A 20,555-nucleotide genomic window follows, 5' to 3' on the forward strand; every position below is an offset into this window, starting at 1 on the left:
AATGCGATACCTGCCAAAATTATAATTACAATAATAGCAACAATACCAACACTATTATCATTGTTATCAGCCATGACTTTCTCCTTATTTCCTTATCTTATATTATAGTATAGTCACAAATGAACCATTCTTTTTGTCTTTCTGCACATAGACTTACAGACTCCTACATAATAACTAGGGTAAGGGAACAAAGCTAGAGTGGGATAATATAAAAAATTATGGTTGCAGTTTCACCCCTGTTGATATTTAATAATTAAAATAGAAGAATGGAGTCTAGCGAATGCCTATTAGTCCTGGAGTGAGTCGGTTATTTGAGCAATTTATGAAGTCTTATAAAAGCTCACCCGATGAATTCTATCCTCATATCTACCCAAAGCTACGTGCGATTCATAAAGAGATAAAAGAAAATCCCCATCATTATTCTGATCAAACGCTGATAGCACGGTTGACTAGTTCGGCTATTGTATTAAAAATGTCTCCTGAGTCAGGTTTTTCTAAATGCTTAAGATTTTTTTTAATCGCTTATGAACAAAAAATAAACCCTTTACATATCTTGACAGAATATAAAGAGAATTACACTGATATGCCTTGTGAAACACTGGAAGAAATACCGCTATCCTCTCCCCCAACCAGTGAATTTTTCAAAGAGCTACAGGAAGCAGTCCGACAAAGGGCTTTACGAATGGAAGAAAAGGAAAAGATACATACTTATCCTTCCATGTAAAACGCATTAGCAGATAAATCATACCCATAACTATAAGCACATTAGGCTTAATTTTATATGAATAAATCAAGCGCCCAAACCACCGTTAATTGGGAAATAAAAATAGTAACGTTTCTTGCTATCATTTTTGTTTTGTATATAGCACAAACTATTTTACTTCCGCTTTTATTGGCTTTTTTTCTCTATTTGTTATTAAACCCGCTAATGCAAGTTCTACTACAACTTAGAATTCCTAAAATACTTGCCTCTGCAATCATCACAGCATCCCTGCTAGCTTTGATTAGCTTTGGCATATCTTCATTAACAGAGCCTGCAGCGCATTGGATAGATCAAGCGCCTCAAAAAATGCAAGTCCTGGAGCAAAAATTCTCTTCTATAAAAAAACCAATTGCGAAATTAAGTGATGCCCTTAAAAGAGCACAAACTATTACAGAAACCAAACCATCACCTAAGGTTGAAATAAAAACTGGTATTACTGATATTGGCTATTCAATATTTGATTTAACAACGAATGTTATATTGTTAATTTTTCTTGTATTGGCTTATTTATTTTTTTTCCTCATTTATACTGACACTATTTTTAAAAACCTCCAAAGAATTATTACCCATCGACAAACAAAAATTGCTAATGATTTTTTATTAACGATTGAAAAAGATGTTTCTACCTATTTAATTACATTTACGATCATTTGTATCTGTCTTGGCTTGGTTATTACTACGGTATTATGGCTGCTTTCAATTCCCAATGCCATGCTATGGGGAGTAATGGCTGCCTGTCTTAATTTTATTCCCTATATTGGAGCCGCTATAGGCATTTTCGTGATATTTTTTGTTTCTTTATTAACGTTTGACTCCTATTTCTATATTTTGCTCCCCCCCCTTCTCTATTTTTTGATTAGTAATCTCGAGGGACAAATTATCACTCCCATTTTATTAGGCCACCGCTTGAATTTAAATCCACTTATTGTTTTTTTTAGTATCATTTTTTGGGTATGGTTGTGGGGTATTGGCGGGGGGTTACTCTCTATTCCATTACTAACCGTTGCAAAAATTATGATGGCTCATATCCCTTCTTTGGCCAAATACAGTTTGCTGTTAGAAAAATAAACAAGGATAAAACCTAATGAAAATTGCATTAAAAAATCAGACGATACACCGAAAAAATAGCGATAATTGTCTGGTTACAGAATACCCAATTAATGATAAAAATATTGATTTTGCCATGGTCAAAATCAATGGACGCTACCCAGATACCCGAAGGGCAACCAATTTAACTTGTCAGGAAATTGTTTATATTAAAAGCGGTAACGGTAAAGTTGTTGTGGAAGGATGTGAGAATAAACTTAATACGGGTGATGTGGTATTAATTGAACCGGGCGAAAAATACTTTTGGGAAGGCGACATGGAATTGCTCATTTCTTGCCGTCCTGCGTTTCATATAGAGCAGCATCAGTATGTGGATTAGCGAAATTATCTCTCTCATACATTTAAATTAAAAGGACCGATAAGTTCATTCGTGGCTAGGGAGTATCGCCAGAGGTTTTCGGGTGTTAAATGAACACCACCTCGCCAGCAATCAATTCCATTAACGACTACCCAATCCCCCCCACCTTGGGCTATTTGTTCACCAAGAGTGGTTAACTCAAGCTCCACATCATCATCATTTCCTTTTATAGGCTTGATTTTAATCAGAGGACTTTCAGCTTCTGCCAAGCGGGTAATGATCTGTTTAAACGTGACATCCCCCATCCCTAAAAAATACTCTTCTTCTATGACAGGCAATTGTCGGAATAATTCCACAATAGTATTAGTTTCTGCGAGAATAGAATCCAAAATATATTGTTCAGTCCAGGTCAATCCATTATGGTTAGATGGAAATTCTCGGAAATATCGTATCAAGGCATTTTTGATAAAGGGCAAATCTGACAAATCATTTTTTGTTAGTTTTAAAAGAGGTAAAGGTTCTGGTGCTATAAATGCTTCCCAGAGTTGATTGCCCAGTTTTAATTGCGTTTCAGTTATTTTCTGACGACAAGGAAACAACGCTTTTATCTGCTCTTCTTCCAACTGCCCTAACCCTAAAAATAGCTCTATTCCAGGATAATGATTAATGCATATCAAAGACAGTGCACTATTGGGCTGGTGTTGGCTAAGGTAAGAAAGTATTTGCAAAAGCTGCAATTGATCATAAGTATCATGTTCAAACCATAAAACTATTTCATTAAATTGGGTTAGGCAAGTAAGCTGGGTTTCTATTTTATGAAAGGAAGCAGCTATCGTTTCATAGCTTCCATAGCCTCGACTGGCAAGGTATTCTGCACGCTCATGACTGAACTGCTTACTGTTTAAATTACTTTGAACGGGACCTTCGTACAGAATATCGCACAAAGGAACAACGTCCTGTGTATTAAAAGCCTTTTTTATTAATTCAGCTGCGTAGTCACCATTCGTAATATGGAGTAACTGCATATTCATCATTAAAAATGAAAAAGTTTCCCCAGTATACACTGCAGAATTGTATGTCTCCACAACTACTACACATAGATTGAGCCATCCCAATCGAATGTTCGAGCGGTATGTTTAATTTTTAAATCAATAAAAAGTGCTTGTTTTTATAATATGTAAATTATTTGTAAGTCAACCATACAAGCATTGACTCAAAAAGTACAAAAGTAGTACAATTATCCCACTTATAAATGAGCAACCATTTATAAATTAGGGATAAATAACTTTCCAGGGAATGAAATATGGTTTCTCGGGAGTTATACATGCCTAAGCCTAACGATCTAAACGAAATTTTTACCCTTTTAGGACAAGAAAAAACTGCACAGCCGCATTATTTTTTGTTTTTATTAGGGACAGACACTGTCTTTACAGAAACACCAACCATTACGCTTGAAAATCCTATTGATAAAAAATCCTATGAACGTGGGGAAACTTTATCCTATGCGGCACAGGCCGTTGTTAGCTTATTAGGTGAAAAAGCAGAAGTTACTAAATCCAATAACCCTCTCTCCTATAGTTCTCCTTCGGTTGATGTTGTTAATGGCCCAACTACCTTGGGCAGTGAAGTGGGTGAGCGTATCGCACAAGCCGTGTTTCTAGCATTGCGTGCTTTAGCATCCGGTAAACAAACGATACAAATCTCTGCGCATAGTCGGGGTGCAGTTGAATCAATTTTAGTAATGCATGAATTGAAACGTATTCAAACAGCACTTGAGAACGAACCTCAAAAATCACTTTTTGAAATTCTTAACGCAAGTCCCTGTAGTTATACCAGCACTGCCATAGGGAAATTTTTCAAAAAAACAGACGCAGAAGCGGATGTAAGAGGTGCAGAATTAAGAGCGGAACTTTTAAAACGATTAAAGGAAGCTAAAATTAATTCCTTCTTAATCGATCCTGTTCCTGGCGGCGGTTTCTTAAAAATTCCTGGTATTGCCTGGAAAGATGAACGCTTTTTTGAACAACCTGCCTGTAATAGCTATGAATTATTATTATACCGTGATGAGCGTACACGCTGCTTCACCCCTATTGTACCTAACGGCATGCAACCCCTGATCATTCCAGGCCATCATGGGTCAGCAAGCGGTAATCGTTACAACCAGCAGCTGATGGAAGTTCCGAATACGATAGAACATCGAGATACCACAACCGTACAAGATCTGGTGCTTTGTAAATTATTTCACTTTTTTCATCAGTCAACCGGTATTTTTAAACCCGCTGGTTATCACTTAAATCTTGCACATGATGCACTTGATAATGTGTTAAATCAGTTTTTAAATGCTACTGAATCTGAAAGATACCAAGTGATACTCCAACACTATTTGGCCGTCGAAAAAAATGATGAAGCTTTTCGTTATTTTGCCAATGGGTCTTATGCTTACCTGGGCGCTCAATACACAAAAGAGCGTGAACGTTTTGTCCATTACCGCGGTAATAGGCACGATAAAATGGTCAATGTGGCCCCCCAAATGCATGGCAGTTTTGTCAATCCAGAGCATGCAATGCTTTATCTTAGAGATTTTATACAGCTTGATCGCCTGGTTGTGGCAACCCCCGATACGTTAGTTAAAGCCATAACTAACGCCATGCAAGCCATCATTGCTGAAATGGTCGCTAATAAAAAAGAGCCCTCTAAACTATTAAAGCTGGTGCAGGCGAAACAGGGACGAGCAATTCTTTTTGATGGACTGTCCATATGTATTGATGTCATTAGCCAAAAATACTTACGAAACCATTTAACCATTGAAGAAGCCACTCTGTTGCGCAATGTCATTCAAGAACCGTTTGAAGTACTAAATACAGCGCTAGCAGGTGCTAATGGGGAATTATCAGAAAATAATCAAGCTATCCTTAGCGAATGCAGAGAGTTCTTGAAAAACAGGTTAAAACAAACCATCGAAACCCATTATCATTCGATCCTTGAACAAGTGGATGAACTTGATAATCAAATTAGCTTTGCACTTGCTTCACCTGAAGAATTTCAAAACACCTTTCATGCCTTTGTTCGCAATCTCAATGTCGAAGCGGATAAAACAGGAAGGATTGGGCAAATTAAACAACGCTTACAGTCACTTGAACAACCAGTTTCTATTGAAAAAGTCAATGAAACACTATCCGTCGTCCTGGATGAAATCCGACTCGACGATAGCTTGTCTATCGAACAAAAGGGACAAATCAATGCTTTGATATTGAATGAAAAAAATTCTCATTTAGGACGCTTTTTTGAGGAATCGCAAATTTCAATTGAAAAATATTTGTCTACCCTTGAGCAACTTTACATTTTAGCAGAAAATTTAAAGAAAGATTTTCCAGGCCTTAATGGACTTCTTTCGCCAGTACCCCTAACCATTGATAACAAACAACTTCACTTCCGCTGTCTGAATTTAATCCACCTAGGCGCGATGCTTCTTAAAGAACGCCATGTCAATTTACGGCAAAAACCTGACTCTATCAGCCAGCCTTTTTTTGAGCTTATTAAAAATGAAGCCATCGCCTTAGGATCCAGCTCTCCTGAAGTAGAAGATTTAGCGGTGAAAACAGCAGAAAATGATCGATTCATTGCTCAGTTAGAAGAAGAAAAAGAAGCGCTGCAAAGAGAAATGGCATCAGCCCAAGAAAAGCACTTACAACAGGAACAGTTATTCAGTGAGAACTACGCGGATAACATTAATGGAAAAGAAGAAACGATTAAACAGTTAGCATCAGAAACCGAGCAGTTGCTTGAAAGACTACTATCACCAGTTGAGCTGAAAAAAGCAACATTAATAAATGACAAGCTCATTCCCTTAGTCAATAACTACATGCAACATTTATTAGAGGAAGCTATTGCGTTAAAACCAGAGTTAAAAAGGCATGATATTAATCAACCATTGCCTGAGTCTCTGCAAGAAAATCCAATTTACGAAAAAATAAAAGAAAAGTTCAATGCTGTACGCGATTTAAAGCAAGATTTGGCAGATAGCAAATCTGTGCCGTTGGCAAGCGAACGACTAGAACATTTCAAACACTCATTAACGGCTATTGAACATAAGTTGAGTTTACACCGTGACCCACAATGGAAACGGTTCCTTAAACAATCACTCATTATTATCGGTGTTATTGCCACAGGTATTGTACCTGGGGTTGGCCTACTTATTTATTCAAGTTTTACCAATAAGCCACCTTCCTTCTTCAGTACAAAAGCACGAGGCGGTGCATTCGTAGAAGAATGTCACAACATTGAGAAAAGGCTCTCTCAATTAAACCCATAGTGATTGCAAATGTCATTGTCCGGCACTGTGCTTTTAATCCCAGTGCCATCAACTTAAAATAGATGGCAATTGTCTTGGACAATTAAATTTCAACTGCTATTTTCTGGGATTGTTGCCACATTTTATGTGCGTGGGTATAAATCCTCTTCCACCTTGTGCGGTCAGATCATAAAACACATCACAATAACGCATCTTTGCAGGTAGCTTTTGGGTAAGTTGAATACCCGTGTCTCTGTATTCACAAACAATGTAAATCGTGTCGTCAAGCGAAAAAAACCAGGTTGATTTTTCTTTGGAGCGCATGGCAGGTTTAAGACTCGCTAATTCTCGTGGATGCCCTGAATAAATAGAAATGGCATTTAAAAAATGGACAGAGTGTGTAGCGAATGATTCCCATTTAGGCGGAAGCTTAACTAATTGTTCGGATACTTCAATATTTTTAGGGCAAAAGGAAATTTCATTCGCTAGTGCAAGGGGGGACGAACTTGTTAAAATTAGCCCTATTAATACATATCGGCGCAAGCCAATAAAAAATTTTTCCAATTGAACCCTCTTTGGTTAAATAAAATCCATATCCTATAATTAGAAATAGGCCAATCTAAGGTTAAGGACATGGTTATGCATCACTGTTCTATTAAAAAGTTTAGGTTGCTACCTGCTTTCATGGCTTCTTTATTTTTGTTCGTTGCTGCAGTTTTTTTTGCAGCAACCACTCAGGCAGCAACATCAACGCCTCTAACGCCTAATGCAAACAAGACGGAGCTGGCTTACTTTTACGTTTATGACAGATATCCCGGTCGATATTGGGGACCATGGAGACATCGCCATTATCATTCAAATGTGTACTGGACAGGCTGGCGCCCCTACTATTATCGTCATGGTTACCGTTGCCAACGAAGCTGCCTAATAAATCGTTGGAATGGGGTCATTATCCGTTGTGTTAAACGTTGCTACTAATTGGTTAAGGCATTTGAAACGATTAGCGTGCCAAATTTATACTGGACTGTGATATCAGCTGCTCCATTTGCACGGTTTCTCGATATTCCTTTTGCCAAAAAGAAGGTAGCTCATTATGGAGATAAACTCGGGTACTTTTTTCAGTTCTAATTTTGATAACCCGATAATGGGTAGTCTCGTTTCCGGCTGGCAAGTCAGCTTTATTGGAAGAAGAATTGAATTGATTCTTGTCTTCAATATGCTTTGCGGGTACATGACACTCACTACCATATCTAGCTTGAGCCCTTTGATAAATTTTCTCTAACTCATCAGGTAAAGCAGGGACTTTTTGTGTTTGCTCTTGCTTAATACCCTTAAGAATTCCTATTTTTTTCTTAAAATTTGCCTCCTTGGTTTCCGCATTAGAATTCTCCTCCAACAAATAGTTTAAGGTAGTAATATCTTTCGCCCTTAAAAAAACCGGAACGAATTTTTGTGCTGATTTAGCTTGGGCAATTTCCTTGCGAAGTTTTATAAAATTCCCCGAGGGTGAAATCATTTCCATGTGATTAGCAAATTTTCGTTGGTCTGAAGCAGATAAATGAGGCGTCAACTTAAATTTAATATCCAGTTGTAATAATGCATTAATTACTAAAAATGCACCTTCGTAACATTGAGCTTTTTGCAAATGCTCAGCGGTCATCAGCCATTGTTGAAAACCTCTAAGTTGCAACTCCTTTTGCTTATACCCCTCTATATTGTTTTTTATGTAGGATTCCAGGGTACTGCGTACATCCAAATAATGTTTCACGCGAAAACTGGCTTTCTTCATTTCGGCAAATCCGGAAGGATCAGAAAAATCATTAATAGAAAGTTTTGAAAAGGCTTGTCTTAATTTGCAATCAATAATCTTTGCCTGAGTTCTTACAATTTCCTTATTATCCTTTGCTAATTTTAAATTGTTATTAAAATCGGAAATTTTTTTTCCAACATTCAATTGAACTGCATCAAGTGGAATAACCGCCTCTAATAGAAAACCGAAGTTTTTTACCCATGTGGAAATATTGACTTTAGACACCGTAATCATCCTTGTTTATTGGCTAAATTTTACTATTGAACAGCTAAGCTATTTAGTCAAGGACATTATGCAAAATAATCAACAATTCCCTTATTATGGGGGGGCGTTAAGGAAGTGAGAAGAAGCGGCTCCTCATTATTCTCTGACTCAGATGTCGTGGCTTCATAAGTTTGTGTTGATGGATTACGCTGGTGACTATTTGATTCAATATTTACCTGTGAGAGATTAACCCCTTGTTCAGACATCATTTCCCTTAGTCTTGGAAGTGATTGCTCAATTAAATCACGCACTTGGGTGGTGTGGGTGGTTATATTCACACTGGCCACATCCTTAACCAATTTAATATTAACCTCCAATGGCCCCAGCTCTTGAGGGTTTAGCTTTATCACTGCGGATTTAATTTTTTGTTGACCTAGCCAGAGTATTTGCTGGTTAAAATTTTCTCCCCACTCAGCATCAGAAACAGCCTGTGTCAAATGGAGTAGTTTAGGAGCTATCTCGTTAGTAGGTATTTTTAAATCATTTCCTGAATTCATTGGCATAGCAGGAGTAGTTATTTCAACAGGAGACCTTTTAATAGTGGTAGTGCTGTTAGGGGGCTTTATAAGAGTGTTGTCGAAAAAATTATCGTTACTCTCTATTTTAAAGCGAGCTACCTCAGCGTCACTACTGAATAACAATGCCTCATCTATCCCCTGATAAGCGCCGATTTCGCTCTTTTCAGGGATAGTCTCTTTTCTGTCTGTCGCCAGTTTTAAAGTTTCTTTATATACCGCTTCCTGTACCAAGCTCTCTTGAGTCCTTGCAGGTGGCTCTGCTTGAGTCTCAGTGAACAACGAAGGAATGGTGGATAGAGGCACAGCCTCCACTTTTGGGTTATTGTTTAAAACACGCGTTGAGGGAATAGTTTCATTAGCTATTTCAGAGTTTAAAGTTAGGCGTGATAGTGATTCACTCTCCTCCTCCATGCCATTGAAGCGTTCTGCATTGGGAGGTTCAAAAGAGGAGGCTTTAAACCAGGCAAACGGCAAAGTACTCTCTTCCAAGTCATTTATGTCTTTTTCATTACCCTCTGTTTTCTTTATTTCACTTGAGTCATGGCTTGGGATTAATTCGTTAGTATCTATAGATTCTATTTGGGACTCTATTTGCAGTTCAATCGGCTTTGTCTCTTCAGGTCCATCAGGATTTAAATTCAGAGCTTGCAGATTATAAAAAAGCCTTTGGGGACTAGCAGGTTCTTTGCCTAATAATTCAGTCATTAAAGCTATAAAAGCAACTTCATCTTGCCCAGGGTTAGGTATTGCAGTTTCTTCTTGTTGTAGCGAAATACTCTTTTCCGCGGCCGTTAATTGCATCGATATTAACTGAATTAAATCAAGCATCTATAACTCCCTGTTTATCCCTTCCTCTGATGCAAAATCCATACCAATCTTTATCTTTTGAAAAATTCCAATAAGAGAAGTTTAGATCATTTTTAGGAGGATTATTCCATTTGTTAAAAATTATTACTCGGATGTAAAACATAAATACGCCACATCCCAAGTGATGGTAGGCTCATTTTGAATACACAAGATCAGGATGAGCTTATGCTAACTTTCTTTCAATCAAAAGCAAAAAAAAGCGAAGACAAAATCAATACCTTGATTTCACAAAGCTTGAAGTATTTAGAGAATCAGCAAGTAATTTTACAGCTTATCACACAAAAGCAATGGGCCTTTCAATGCCAACTGTCTCACTCTCAAAATGCTTTGGAAAAAAACGCTATTCTACGATGTTATGCACTTTTTGCCGAAACGCTTCTACAATGTATTCAAACGCCGCAAAATATTAATGAGTATATTAAAAATTACTATGAATCTTCTGATTATTGTCCCGTTGGCTCAGATGACAACCATGCCTACACATTATTTGATGAAATAAATAATACCCTCTTAAAAGTCGGTTTAACTGCTTTTGTTTTTAGTTTCGTCACCCTTCCTTTTAGTATGCCTATTGGCTTAATTGTTCTTGGGATCTCTTTAGCCGTCATGTTACCAACTGCATTTTATGCCTTAGTGGAAACTATCCCTAATCAAACAAAAATTAAAAAAGAGGAAAAAGCCCTGTTTACCGAACTTTATTCTTGCTTAAACTCAGAAAATGTAACTAATTCACCCGAATTAGAAGTAAGGGTTGACCAGCCAGCTACCGCATAATCCTATGACTCAAGAGATAGCAGGGGCAATTTTCTTGAGTTGCTTTGTTCTTTAAATTAAAAAATTTGAGAAGTATATATCCTTTTCTCATGAAAACTTGCTTCATTTAGGCTATCATTACTTTTTTTTTGAACTCAATGGAGTTGGTATCTATGAAAGTAGGTCAAGATAGCCTTTCAACGGAATCACAATTATCCGTAGACGGCAAAACATATCATTACTTCAGTCTTAAAGATGCTGAGAAAACGCATTTTCCAGGCATTAACCGTTTACCGTACTCATTGAAAGTACTCTTTGAAAATTTACTGCGTTTTGAAGACGGGATAACAGTGACTACAAAGGATATTAAAGCAATTGCCAAATGGTTAGAGACCAGAACCTCACAGCATGAAATTGCTTATCGTCCCGCAAGAGTTCTTATGCAAGATTTTACAGGCGTCCCCGCCGTCGTAGACTTAGCAGCCATGCGCGATGCTTTGGCGCAATTAGGGGGAGATCCACAACGGATTTCTCCATTATCCCCTGTAGATTTAGTCATTGACCACTCCGTCATGGTCGATAAATTTGCAAGCACAGATGCCCTCGAAGTGAATACAGCAATTGAGGTGAAACGCAATAAGGAACGCTATGAGTTTTTACGCTGGGGACAAAAAGCATTCGCCAATTTTCAGGTTGTCCCCCCTGGCACAGGTATTTGTCACCAAGTGAATTTGGAATATCTGGGGAAGACAGTGTGGTCTTGTGAAGATAAAGGGAAACTTTATGCTTATCCTGATACTTTAGTTGGTACAGATTCCCATACCACAATGATTAATGGTTTAGGTGTTCTCGGATGGGGTGTTGGTGGTATTGAAGCAGAAGCTGCTATGCTGGGGCAACCTGTATCTATGCTGATTCCAGAAGTGATTGGCTTTAAATTAACCGGTAAGTTAAAGGAAGGTATTACAGCCACTGATTTGGTGTTAACTGTAACACAAATGCTTCGCCAGAAAGGGGTTGTTGGTAAATTTGTTGAATTTTATGGTCCTGGCCTCGCCGATTTGCCACTTGCCGATCGGGCAACCATCTCTAATATGGCTCCTGAATATGGCGCTACGTGTGGATTTTTTCCGGTGGATAAAGAAACCTTGCGTTATTTGGAATTAACTGGCCGCGACCCACATACCATTGCATTGGTGGAAACTTATTGTAAAGCACAAGGTTTATGGTATGACAAAGATATGGAAGATCCTGTTTTTACTGATATTTTAAGCCTTGATTTAACGACAGTTGAACCCTCACTCGCTGGACCTAAACGCCCACAAGATAAGGTTACTTTGACATCGCTCCCTGACGCTTTTTGTACCTTCATGAAAGAAGTTGGCAAAACGCTCGAACAAGAAATGAAATATCCGGTAGCGGGACATGATTACACAATGGCACATGGGAATGTCGTGATCGCAGCTATAACCAGTTGTACCAATACATCCAATCCCAGTGTGCTTATGGCCGCAGGATTAGTCGCCAAAAAAGCAGTGGAGAAAGGATTACAGAGAAAACCCTGGGTGAAATCTTCTTTAGCACCGGGCTCCAAAGTGGTTACGGATTATTTAAAGCATGCAGGTTTGCAAAAGTATTTAGACCAGTTAGGCTTTAACCTGGTCGGCTATGGTTGTACTACTTGTATTGGTAATTCAGGTCCATTACCTGATCCTATCGCCGAATGTGTCAGTAACAATGACCTGGTTGTGTGTTCTGTTCTTTCTGGGAATCGTAACTTCGAAGGTAGAGTACATCCACAGGTTCGTGCCAATTGGTTAGCCTCTCCGCCATTAGTAGTAGCCTACGCATTGTGTGGTACAACTTGTATTGACTTAAGTAAAGATCCTATTGGCCAAGACCCCAGTGGCAACAACATTTATCTAAAAGATATATGGCCCTCCAATGTAGAAGTGGCTGCAGAAGTTGCCAAAGTCAACGGAACGATGTTTCGTAAAGAGTATGCTGAAGTATTCAAGGGAGATGAACATTGGCAAGCGATTCAGACCGGAAGCGGGTCAACCTACAATTGGAATGCCGAATCCACCTATATCCAGCATCCACCTTTCTTTGAAAACTTACCCAAAACTCCAGTCCCTATTAAACCAATTAAGAAAGCCTATGTATTGGCTCTCCTTGGTGACTCAATAACGACTGACCATATCTCGCCCGCTGGTTCAATTAAAGCGAGCTCACCTGCCGGTTTATATTTGAAATCCAAGGGCGTAAGTGAAGCGGACTTTAACTCTTATGGTTCCAGACGGGGAAATCATGAAGTCATGATGCGGGGTACTTTTGCTAACATTCGCATCCGTAATGAAATGACTCCCGGCATTGAGGGGGGTATTACCCGGCATATTCCATCCAATGAAATTATGTCCATTTATGATGCGTCAATGCTCTATCAAAAGGAGAATCACCAACTAGTAGTAATAGCCGGTAAAGAGTACGGTACTGGTTCTTCTCGTGACTGGGCAGCTAAAGGAACTAATTTGTTAGGCGTTAAAGCCGTTATTACGGAAAGTTTTGAGCGTATTCATCGATCCAATTTAATTGGTATGGGCGTATTACCTTTACAGTTCCAGGAAGGCACCAATCGTTTAACTTTAAGCTTGGACGGCACTGAGCGAATCAGCATTGATATTAATGATTCCTTGAAGCCAGGCGCTAAATTACCGGTGGTCATCGAGCGTTGGGATGGAACAAAAGAAACCATTGAGGTAATTTGTCGCATCGATACCAATAATGAGCTGGACTATTACCGGCATGGCGGTATTTTGCAATATGTACTTCGCAATCTAATGTAAATTATTTAAATCTCCTGCGATTGAATCAAAGGACTTTAAAACATTACTTTTCTTGGTGAGAGGTCGGGGCGAGACCCGACAATCCTTACGTTGAAGTGTGAATTAGTTTGCGTTGGTTGGGCTTCTGCCCAACAGTTTCTGGGCATCCATTAAGGATTTCGCATGCGTCCTAAAAAGGTTTTATCGGTTTTTTCATTGGTAATGATTAATATCATTGCAGTTGACAGCTTACGGACACTTCCTATAAGTGCAAAACTTGGATTACCTTTAGTAACCTACTATGCCGTTGCTGCATTTACTTTTTTTATTCCTGTCGCACTGGTGGCTGCAGAATTAGCTACGGCATATCCTAATACCGGTGGACTTTACGTTTGGGTTCGTGAAGCATTCGGGCGACGCGCCGGCTTTATTACGATATGGCTGCAATGGATTTACAATGTCGTTTGGTATCCAACCATTTTGGCATTTATAGCCGCCACGCTGTCTTATCTCTTTGCACCTCAATTAGCTAATAATAAATTCTACCTATTGGGCACAACGCTAAGCTTGTTTTGGATATTTACATTATTAAATTGTTTTGGCATGAAAATTTCAAGCATCGTCAGTATTATCGGTGCGACATTGGGAACAATTTTGCCTATGGTTGGCATTAGTATTTTGGGTGTGTTATGGCTTTTACAAGGGCGTCCTCTTGCTGTGGATATGCCTTCCAACTGGTTACCGGACTTTAGCTCCATCGGCAATTTATCTCTTTTTTCTGCTGTTTTATTTGGATTGTTAGGCATGGAAATGTCTGCGGTGCATGCAGAAGAAGTTAAAAACCCGCAACGAGACTATCCACGCGCTATTTTATACTCTGCCCTACTCATCTTTGCCACACTGGTGTTTGGCTCTTTAGCTATTGTGATTGTGGTTCCCAATCCGCAATTGAGCGTAGTTTCAGGATTAATCGATGCTTATGCCGTATTTTTTAACGCCTATAATTTACCCAAGATGACGGCTGTAATTGCCCTTCTTATCATTCTTGGAGGATTAAGTGGGGTTTCGGCATGGATTATAGGCCCCACAAAAGGATTGTTAGTTTCGGCCCAAGATGGATCACTTCCTGAGATATTTTCCAAGATTAACCGCTATGGCGCCCCTGTGGCAATTTTAATGACTCAAGGTATTATTTTTTCACTATTGAGTTCAGTGTTTATTCTATTCGATTCTATTAATGCTGCATACTGGATTCTAAGTGATTTAAGCGCCCAGATGGCTCTATTAGTTTATGTTTTTATGTTTTCTGCGGCAATTAAATTGCGTTATAGTAAACCTGATCAACCGCGCAGTTATAAAATACCAGGAGGCAATGCAGTGATGTGGCTAGTTGCTGGAGTTGGTACGCTATGTTGCATTACAGCAATGTTAATTGGTTTTGTTCCCCCTACTCAAATTCCTATCAGTAATGTTTTTTTCTTTGAAGCTTTTTTAATCGGCGGTTTATTTTTGTTTGTTGTTATACCTTGGTGGTTTGCCAAAAAGCATGAAGAAGTGTTTGATAAAACCCATCCAGATCATTATGTGGATTGAAAGGAATACCCTGAGCGTTATTCTGAATCCAGAATAACGCTTATGTTGGGTGCAAACGGGAGTTTAGCTGTTTTAAAAGCCTTCAGGAAGGGACATTAAACTGGCATTACCTCCAGCGGCTGTAGTATCTACTGTATAAGTTCGCTCATGGCATAGACGCTGTAGATAATAAGGACCACCTGCTTTAGGGCCAGTTCCTGACAACCCTTCCCCACCAAAAGGTTGTAATCCTACTACTGCACCAATCATATTGCGATTAACATAACAATTTCCAACATGTACGCGATTGCGGATATATTCAACAGTCTGATTAATTCGACTGTGGATTCCGAGTGTGAGCCCATAACCTGTGTCATTAATTTGCTCAATCACATTATCCAATGTCTTACGTTTATAACTGATAACGTGCAAAATTGGACCAAATACTTCTTTTTTAAGGGCGGACATGTCTTTAAGAGCGATGGCGGTAGGCGGCATAAAATAACCTTTGTCACAATCTTTAGACAACTCGCACTGGTAAATTATTTCATGCTCTTGTTGCATCGAATGGACATGCGCTTTTAAACCGGCCAAGGCATCATTATCTATCACTGGTCCAATATCCGTAGATAACCAGCGCGGGTCCCCTATTTGCAGCTCCGCCATCGCCCCTCGTAGCAATTCAATCATACGCGGGTAAACTTCTTCTTGAACAAACAATACACGCAGTGCGGAGCAGCGTTGACCAGCACTGCCGAAAGCGGAGGTCATTACATCCACCGCCACTTGCTCTAATAAGGCCGATGAGTCTACGATCATCGCATTCTGTCCACCTGTCTCGGCAATTAATGGAATAATTTCACCACCACGAGTAGCCAACGTTTTGTTGATGCTAGTTGCAGTTTGCGTTGAACCGGTAAATATTACTCCTTTTACCCGTTGATCAGCGACTAAAGCTGCACCTATTACTTCCCCGCTGCCAGGTAATAATTGAACAACATCGAGAGGAATGCCAGCCTCATGCATTAGTTGTACAGCAAATGTAGCAATGATTGAGGTTTGTTCTGCAGGTTTTGCAACCACACAATTTCCTGTCACAAGTGCTGCAACAATCTGGCCGGTAAAAATGGCTAAAGGAAAATTCCAGGGACTAATACAAGCAATCACGCCTCTGCCATGAAGGCTTAATTCATTAAGTTCCCCCGTATAACCATGCAATCGTAGGGGTTTTGCCATTAATTTCTCAGCCATCATGGCATAGTAACGACAAAAATCAACAGATTCCCGTACTTCGGCAATACCATCATTCCATGTTTTCCCTGCTTCCAAGCAAGCCATAGCAAGCAATTCAGGCGTATGTTCTTCCAGAAGCTCCGCAAAACGCTCAATACAAGCGATTCGCTCGTTAACTGGCATACTACTCCAGGAAGGAAATGCTTGTTGCGATTTGGTTAATGCCCAATCAAGATCCTCAGTCGTTGCATTACTAACACGACCAATAGGATTATCAAAATTTTGCGGTGAAGTAACACTTCTATCAATTCCTCCACCTTGTCTTCCTGCCACAAGCGGTTTAGCATGCCAACCTGAAAAATCCATTCCTTCATAAAATTGCTGTAATTTTGCAATAGCTGCTCTATCCGTAAAATCAAAACCGCTTGAATTTTTTCGTTCGGGTAAAAAGATGGAAGCTGGTAAAGGTATATTTTGATTAATTTTTCCCAACAGATGGTTGGCTTTGCTAACAGGATCCTCAACCAATGAACTGATGGGTGCTTTCTCATCCACAATTCGATTAACAAACGAAGAATTAGCCCCATTTTCCAGCAGTCGACGAACCAGATAGGGTAATAAATCTTCATGGCTGCCTACAGGCGCATACACACGGCAAGGAATTCCCAAACGATTTGCAGGTACGATCTGCTCATAAAGTTCATTACCCATGCCGTGCAAACATTGAAATTCAAAATCTTTGTAATCCCCCACCAAGTTCAAAACCACAGCCACAGAATAGGCATTATGCGTTGCAAAAGCTGGGTATATTGCATCCGTCATTGTTAATAATTTTTTCGCGCAAGCCTGGAAAGAAACATCCGTAAATACTTTACGAGTAAAAACAGGATACTCTGACATACCCTGCATTTGAGCTTTCTTAATTTCGCTGTCCCAGTATGCGCCTTTTATCAGGCGAACCATCATGCGACGTTGCTTACTTCTGGCCAAATCTGCTATCCAGTCCAGCAGATAAAAGGCTCTTTTTTGATAAGATTGAACAGCCATTCCAAAACCATGCCAGCCATGCAAGCTATCATCCCGAAATACGCGCTCAATAATGTCTAAAGAAAGTTCTAAGCGCTCTGATTCTTCTGCATCGACGGTAAGTGCAATATCATACGTTTTAGCAAGTTGGGCTAGTTCTAGTAATTTGGGTGGCAACTCAGCCATTACTCGTTCATGCTGAGATTCTTGATATCGGGGAAATAATGCGGACAATTTAATTGAAATACCGGGCCGCTGATAAACATTGGTATTTTTATCTACGCTTGAACCAATCGCTTCAATGGCTTCCTTGTAAGCAATAAAATAACGATGTGCGTCAGTAGCAGTGAGTGCTGCTTCACCTAACATATCATAAGAATAACGATACCCTCTTGCCTCTTTTTTCTTGGCGCGTGACAGTGCCTCATGAATAGTGCGGCCAGTAACAAATTGTTTGCTCATAATACGCATAGCAGTATCAACTGCTTTACGGACTACTCCTTCGCCACTACGGTTAAGCACTTTAAATAAGGCTTTACTTAAAACAGAATCCGCCTTCTCAGGCGTTAAAACTTTTCCTGTTAACATGAGCGCCCAGGTTGTTGCATTTACAAAAAATGACTCACTCTGACCGCGATGCGACTTCCAATCAGCGCTTGTTAATTTATCTTTAATTAAACTGTCGATTGTTGCATTATCAGGTACACGTAGTAATGCTTCAGCAAGGCACATTAAAGCAATTCCCTCGTCGCTCGAAAGTGAATACTCTGTCAAAAAGGAATCGATACCGGTACTTTTCTTTCGTTCTGCTCGAACTTGTTCCACCAACCCTGTGGCCTGATTTCGAATTGCTGTTACCTGCCCACTATCCAATGCGGCCTTTTCGATAAGTTCGCTCATCAATGTTAATTCATCGACTCGATATGCTTTGTTAATAAGTGCACGAGAGCCTTGCGGAGGTTGAATAGAATACCGCTCAAGCATGTTTTTCTCCAAAATGTAGCCGGTCAAAAATACCAGGGATGATAATGCAGAATAGGTCGAATTGAAATCTATCCACCCATAAATTACCTTCATTTATGCGCATAAATTTAGCGCAAACCAAGCAATCACTGGGATGTTTTAAGGAAGAAAGTAGAACTAATTATGATAAATTGGATTCTATTTTGCACACGGAAGTGTACAAATTTTAGTAATTTTAGATTAAATAAATTTCTTATTGATTAATTTTGAAACAAATGTTACTATATACCCCTTCTTTAACCCTCTGAATAGACTAAAATTTCCCTCTTATGTACAAGCAGCACCCTTATAATTTTACATTTGTCTTAGTTGTAAATATAATCACCACATTTTTGCGACCTTTATTCTTGCGAATTACTACGGAAAAAGGAGTGTTATGAACACCATATTAAACTTTATTTCTGCAGCATTTTTATCAACCGGCATGACGCACACCCCTCCTCCGGCCAAAACTGGATTTGACGTTAATACGGAGGTACAACACCTTAGCCAAAAAGCACCCCAACTCAATAAAAAAGTATTAAAACTAGCTCTTACTGCTTATAAAAAAGCAGCTGATAAAGGAGCCGTCAAGAAACCTGTCTTAACTGTTATCGATTACTCATTACCCTCTAATAAACAACGTATGTGGGTTTTTGACGTTCGTAGGGAGCGTCTTTTATATAATACCTACGTAGCTCATGGAAGAAACTCCGGAGACAGGGTTGCCCATCATTTTTCTAATAGGCCTTCCAGCAAAGAAAGCAGCCTAGGTACCTACATTACCCGTAATACTTACATTGGTTCAAAGGGCTATTCCCTCAACTTACAGGGATTAGAGCGCGGCTTTAATGATAATGCGTACAATCGACGCGTAGTTATTCATGGTGCTTGGTATGTTGAACCTGATTTTATTAAAAAATCAGGGCGTGCCGGACGCAGCTGGGGCTGCCCTTCTATCGCGAAAACGTTAGCCAAGCCCGTGATTAATACTATTAAAAATGGCTCTGTCGTTTTTGCCTATTATCCTGATAGCTATTACTTGTCTCATTCAGGTTATGTGAGTGTATAAAAAATAAAGCCAGGGTGAACACCCTGGCTTTGCAGTCTCCAATCAAGATATCCTATCTTGATATCATCCCTGACTGTCATATCCTTATGATTAAAATCCCTTTAAGAGACCTCAAATCCGTTGAAGTCATACTTAAAATTTAGCAACCGGTTTTATACTCTGCAAGAGTGTTTATTTAAAGGACTAACCATTATTTTTTAATCATTATTAAAAATAAACATTTAAATTCAATAAGTTAATCTTAGTTGCAAGCTTAGGAGCTCATAGAATATAGAAATATCTTGTTGCAATTTGAGAAATCTCTTGGACTTCTATGAGATAGTCTACACTACTGATTTACTTTTTCCCCCTTTTCAGGCTTGAAATAAATAATCAGGTAGCCCCTGTAATGAGGACTACCCGTGTTTTGAGTCGCCATTGCTTGTAAAAGTTTTTTTTGTGGAACCCAATAAGGTTCATACCACTCCCTGTCAGGATCCATAATAAGAACACGCTTTTTTTCTGCATCATAAGCCCCAACAGGTGCAAAGTGCCCAACACTCATGTCATTCGTGAAAAATTTCTGATCAAAATTGACTATTATAATAGGCTGACCATGCGTCTCACTTTCTAAAAGATAATTTTGCAACACCCTCTCATTTTGCGGCGCACTGTTCGTTGTATAAATGAGGTGAATGGTAAAATTGTTCAGCCCATAAGCTTTAAATGCTTTGGCTAATAATCTCTTTAATTGCGCCAGGGAAACGCCTTCACCGTCTTTTTTCACCCCTTTATTCCAAACCTCGTCGTTTACGCGTTTTAGAATGTCGTTTTGAGTTGCCAAAGGTTTTCTTGTGAATAAGTGTTGATGGGCAAGTGCTGCATTGATAACCATCGTTGCAGTAGCTATAGAGCAAGAGCTGTCATTGCGCTGGGGAATATAATAAGCACTTAATTTCCAATACAGCGGTGACTCATGACTGCGCAAATATTCATGGGATTGAACAATAGAGACGATCTCTGGGGCGTATCGCGTTACTGTTGGCTGTAAACTATAAGACAGAGAGGCAGGTTGTAATGAAAAAATACTCGCTATAATTAACAAAAATATAGGATAGTTTTTTAATCTGAATTTAGCAAATAATTGACTCATCATCCATCTACTGAAACTAGCA

15 protein-coding genes are annotated in these 20,555 nt (G+C 39.2%); 9 read left to right on the forward strand and 6 right to left on the reverse strand.

Annotated elements, in window-relative coordinates; genetic code table 11:
* Positions 1-280 precede the first annotated feature (280 nt).
* From Ljam_RS03910 to Ljam_RS03920, 3 genes are read left to right on the forward strand one after another with little or no spacing between them, the layout of a single operon-like run.
* Positions 281-724: a hypothetical protein gene (locus Ljam_RS03910; RefSeq protein WP_058448820.1), complete on the forward strand. Its 444-nt coding sequence runs from the start codon at positions 281-283 to the stop codon at positions 722-724.
* Positions 725-781: 57 nt separating this feature from the next.
* Positions 782-1,831, forward strand: a complete 1,050-nt coding sequence (locus Ljam_RS03915) for an AI-2E family transporter (RefSeq protein WP_058448821.1) — start codon at positions 782-784, stop codon at positions 1,829-1,831.
* Positions 1,832-1,847: 16 nt separating this feature from the next.
* Positions 1,848-2,189 (forward strand): cupin domain-containing protein, encoded by a 342-nt coding sequence (locus Ljam_RS03920; protein ID WP_058448822.1) that lies wholly within the window; start codon positions 1,848-1,850, stop codon positions 2,187-2,189.
* A gap of 14 nt (positions 2,190-2,203) precedes the next feature.
* On the opposite strand, the gene Ljam_RS03925 is transcribed toward Ljam_RS03920, so the two are convergent.
* Positions 2,204-3,193, reverse strand: a complete 990-nt coding sequence (locus Ljam_RS03925) for a DUF1835 domain-containing protein (protein ID WP_058448823.1) — start codon at positions 3,191-3,193, stop codon at positions 2,204-2,206.
* Between the two features lie 299 nt (positions 3,194-3,492).
* On the opposite strand from Ljam_RS03925, the gene Ljam_RS03930 reads away from it, so the two are divergent.
* On the forward strand, positions 3,493-6,480 hold the full coding sequence (locus Ljam_RS03930; RefSeq protein WP_058448824.1) for a hypothetical protein: 2,988 nt from the start codon (positions 3,493-3,495) through the stop codon (positions 6,478-6,480).
* A gap of 96 nt (positions 6,481-6,576) precedes the next feature.
* Here Ljam_RS03930 and Ljam_RS03935 read toward each other — a convergent pair whose 3' ends face one another.
* Positions 6,577-7,023 carry an STY0301 family protein gene (locus Ljam_RS03935; protein ID WP_058448825.1) on the reverse strand — a complete coding sequence of 149 codons (447 nt, stop codon included), beginning with the start codon at positions 7,021-7,023 and terminating at the stop codon, positions 6,577-6,579.
* Between the two features lie 75 nt (positions 7,024-7,098).
* Between Ljam_RS03935 and Ljam_RS15125 the strand changes: the two genes are divergently transcribed.
* Positions 7,099-7,437, forward strand: coding sequence for a hypothetical protein (locus tag Ljam_RS15125; RefSeq protein WP_131762354.1), 339 nt, complete (start codon positions 7,099-7,101; stop codon positions 7,435-7,437).
* A 22-nt stretch (positions 7,438-7,459) separates the two neighbouring features.
* On the opposite strand, the gene Ljam_RS03940 is transcribed toward Ljam_RS15125, so the two are convergent.
* A complete protein-coding gene (locus tag Ljam_RS03940) occupies positions 7,460-8,494 on the reverse strand; it encodes a RasGEF domain-containing protein (protein WP_058448826.1) in 1,035 nt (344 codons plus the stop codon).
* Between the two features lie 65 nt (positions 8,495-8,559).
* The gene (locus tag Ljam_RS03945) at positions 8,560-9,879 is read right to left on the reverse strand and encodes a flagellar hook-length control protein FliK (protein ID WP_058448827.1); all 1,320 of its coding nucleotides are present in this window, start codon (positions 9,877-9,879) and stop codon (positions 8,560-8,562) included.
* A gap of 204 nt (positions 9,880-10,083) precedes the next feature.
* Here Ljam_RS03945 and Ljam_RS03950 point away from each other — a divergent pair, with 204 nt between their 5' ends.
* From Ljam_RS03950 to Ljam_RS03960, 3 genes are all read left to right on the forward strand, one after another.
* Positions 10,084-10,692, forward strand: a complete 609-nt coding sequence (locus Ljam_RS03950) for a lpg1689 family Dot/Icm T4SS effector (RefSeq protein ID WP_058448828.1) — start codon at positions 10,084-10,086, stop codon at positions 10,690-10,692.
* A gap of 152 nt (positions 10,693-10,844) precedes the next feature.
* Positions 10,845-13,517 (forward strand): aconitate hydratase AcnA, encoded by a 2,673-nt coding sequence (gene acnA / locus Ljam_RS03955; protein ID WP_058448829.1) that lies wholly within the window; start codon positions 10,845-10,847, stop codon positions 13,515-13,517.
* Between the two features lie 162 nt (positions 13,518-13,679).
* Positions 13,680-15,089 carry an APC family permease gene (locus tag Ljam_RS03960; RefSeq protein ID WP_058448830.1) on the forward strand — a complete coding sequence of 470 codons (1,410 nt, stop codon included), beginning with the start codon at positions 13,680-13,682 and terminating at the stop codon, positions 15,087-15,089.
* A gap of 72 nt (positions 15,090-15,161) precedes the next feature.
* Here the strand turns inward: Ljam_RS03960 and putA are convergent, their stop codons facing one another.
* A complete protein-coding gene (gene putA / locus Ljam_RS03965) occupies positions 15,162-18,311 on the reverse strand; it encodes a bifunctional proline dehydrogenase/L-glutamate gamma-semialdehyde dehydrogenase PutA (protein WP_058448831.1) in 3,150 nt (1,049 codons plus the stop codon).
* Positions 18,312-18,774: 463 nt separating this feature from the next.
* On the opposite strand from putA, the gene Ljam_RS03970 reads away from it, so the two are divergent.
* Positions 18,775-19,401, forward strand: coding sequence for a murein L,D-transpeptidase catalytic domain family protein (locus tag Ljam_RS03970; protein ID WP_420795602.1), 627 nt, complete (start codon positions 18,775-18,777; stop codon positions 19,399-19,401).
* Positions 19,402-19,729: 328 nt separating this feature from the next.
* Here the strand turns inward: Ljam_RS03970 and Ljam_RS03975 are convergent, their stop codons facing one another.
* A complete protein-coding gene (locus Ljam_RS03975) occupies positions 19,730-20,536 on the reverse strand; it encodes a phytochelatin synthase family protein (RefSeq protein WP_082651569.1) in 807 nt (268 codons plus the stop codon).
* Between the last annotated feature and the right edge of the window lie 19 nt (positions 20,537-20,555).

Source organism: Legionella jamestowniensis, assembly GCF_001467745.1.
In the GTDB taxonomy this organism is placed as follows: domain Bacteria; phylum Pseudomonadota; class Gammaproteobacteria; order Legionellales; family Legionellaceae; genus Tatlockia; species Tatlockia jamestowniensis.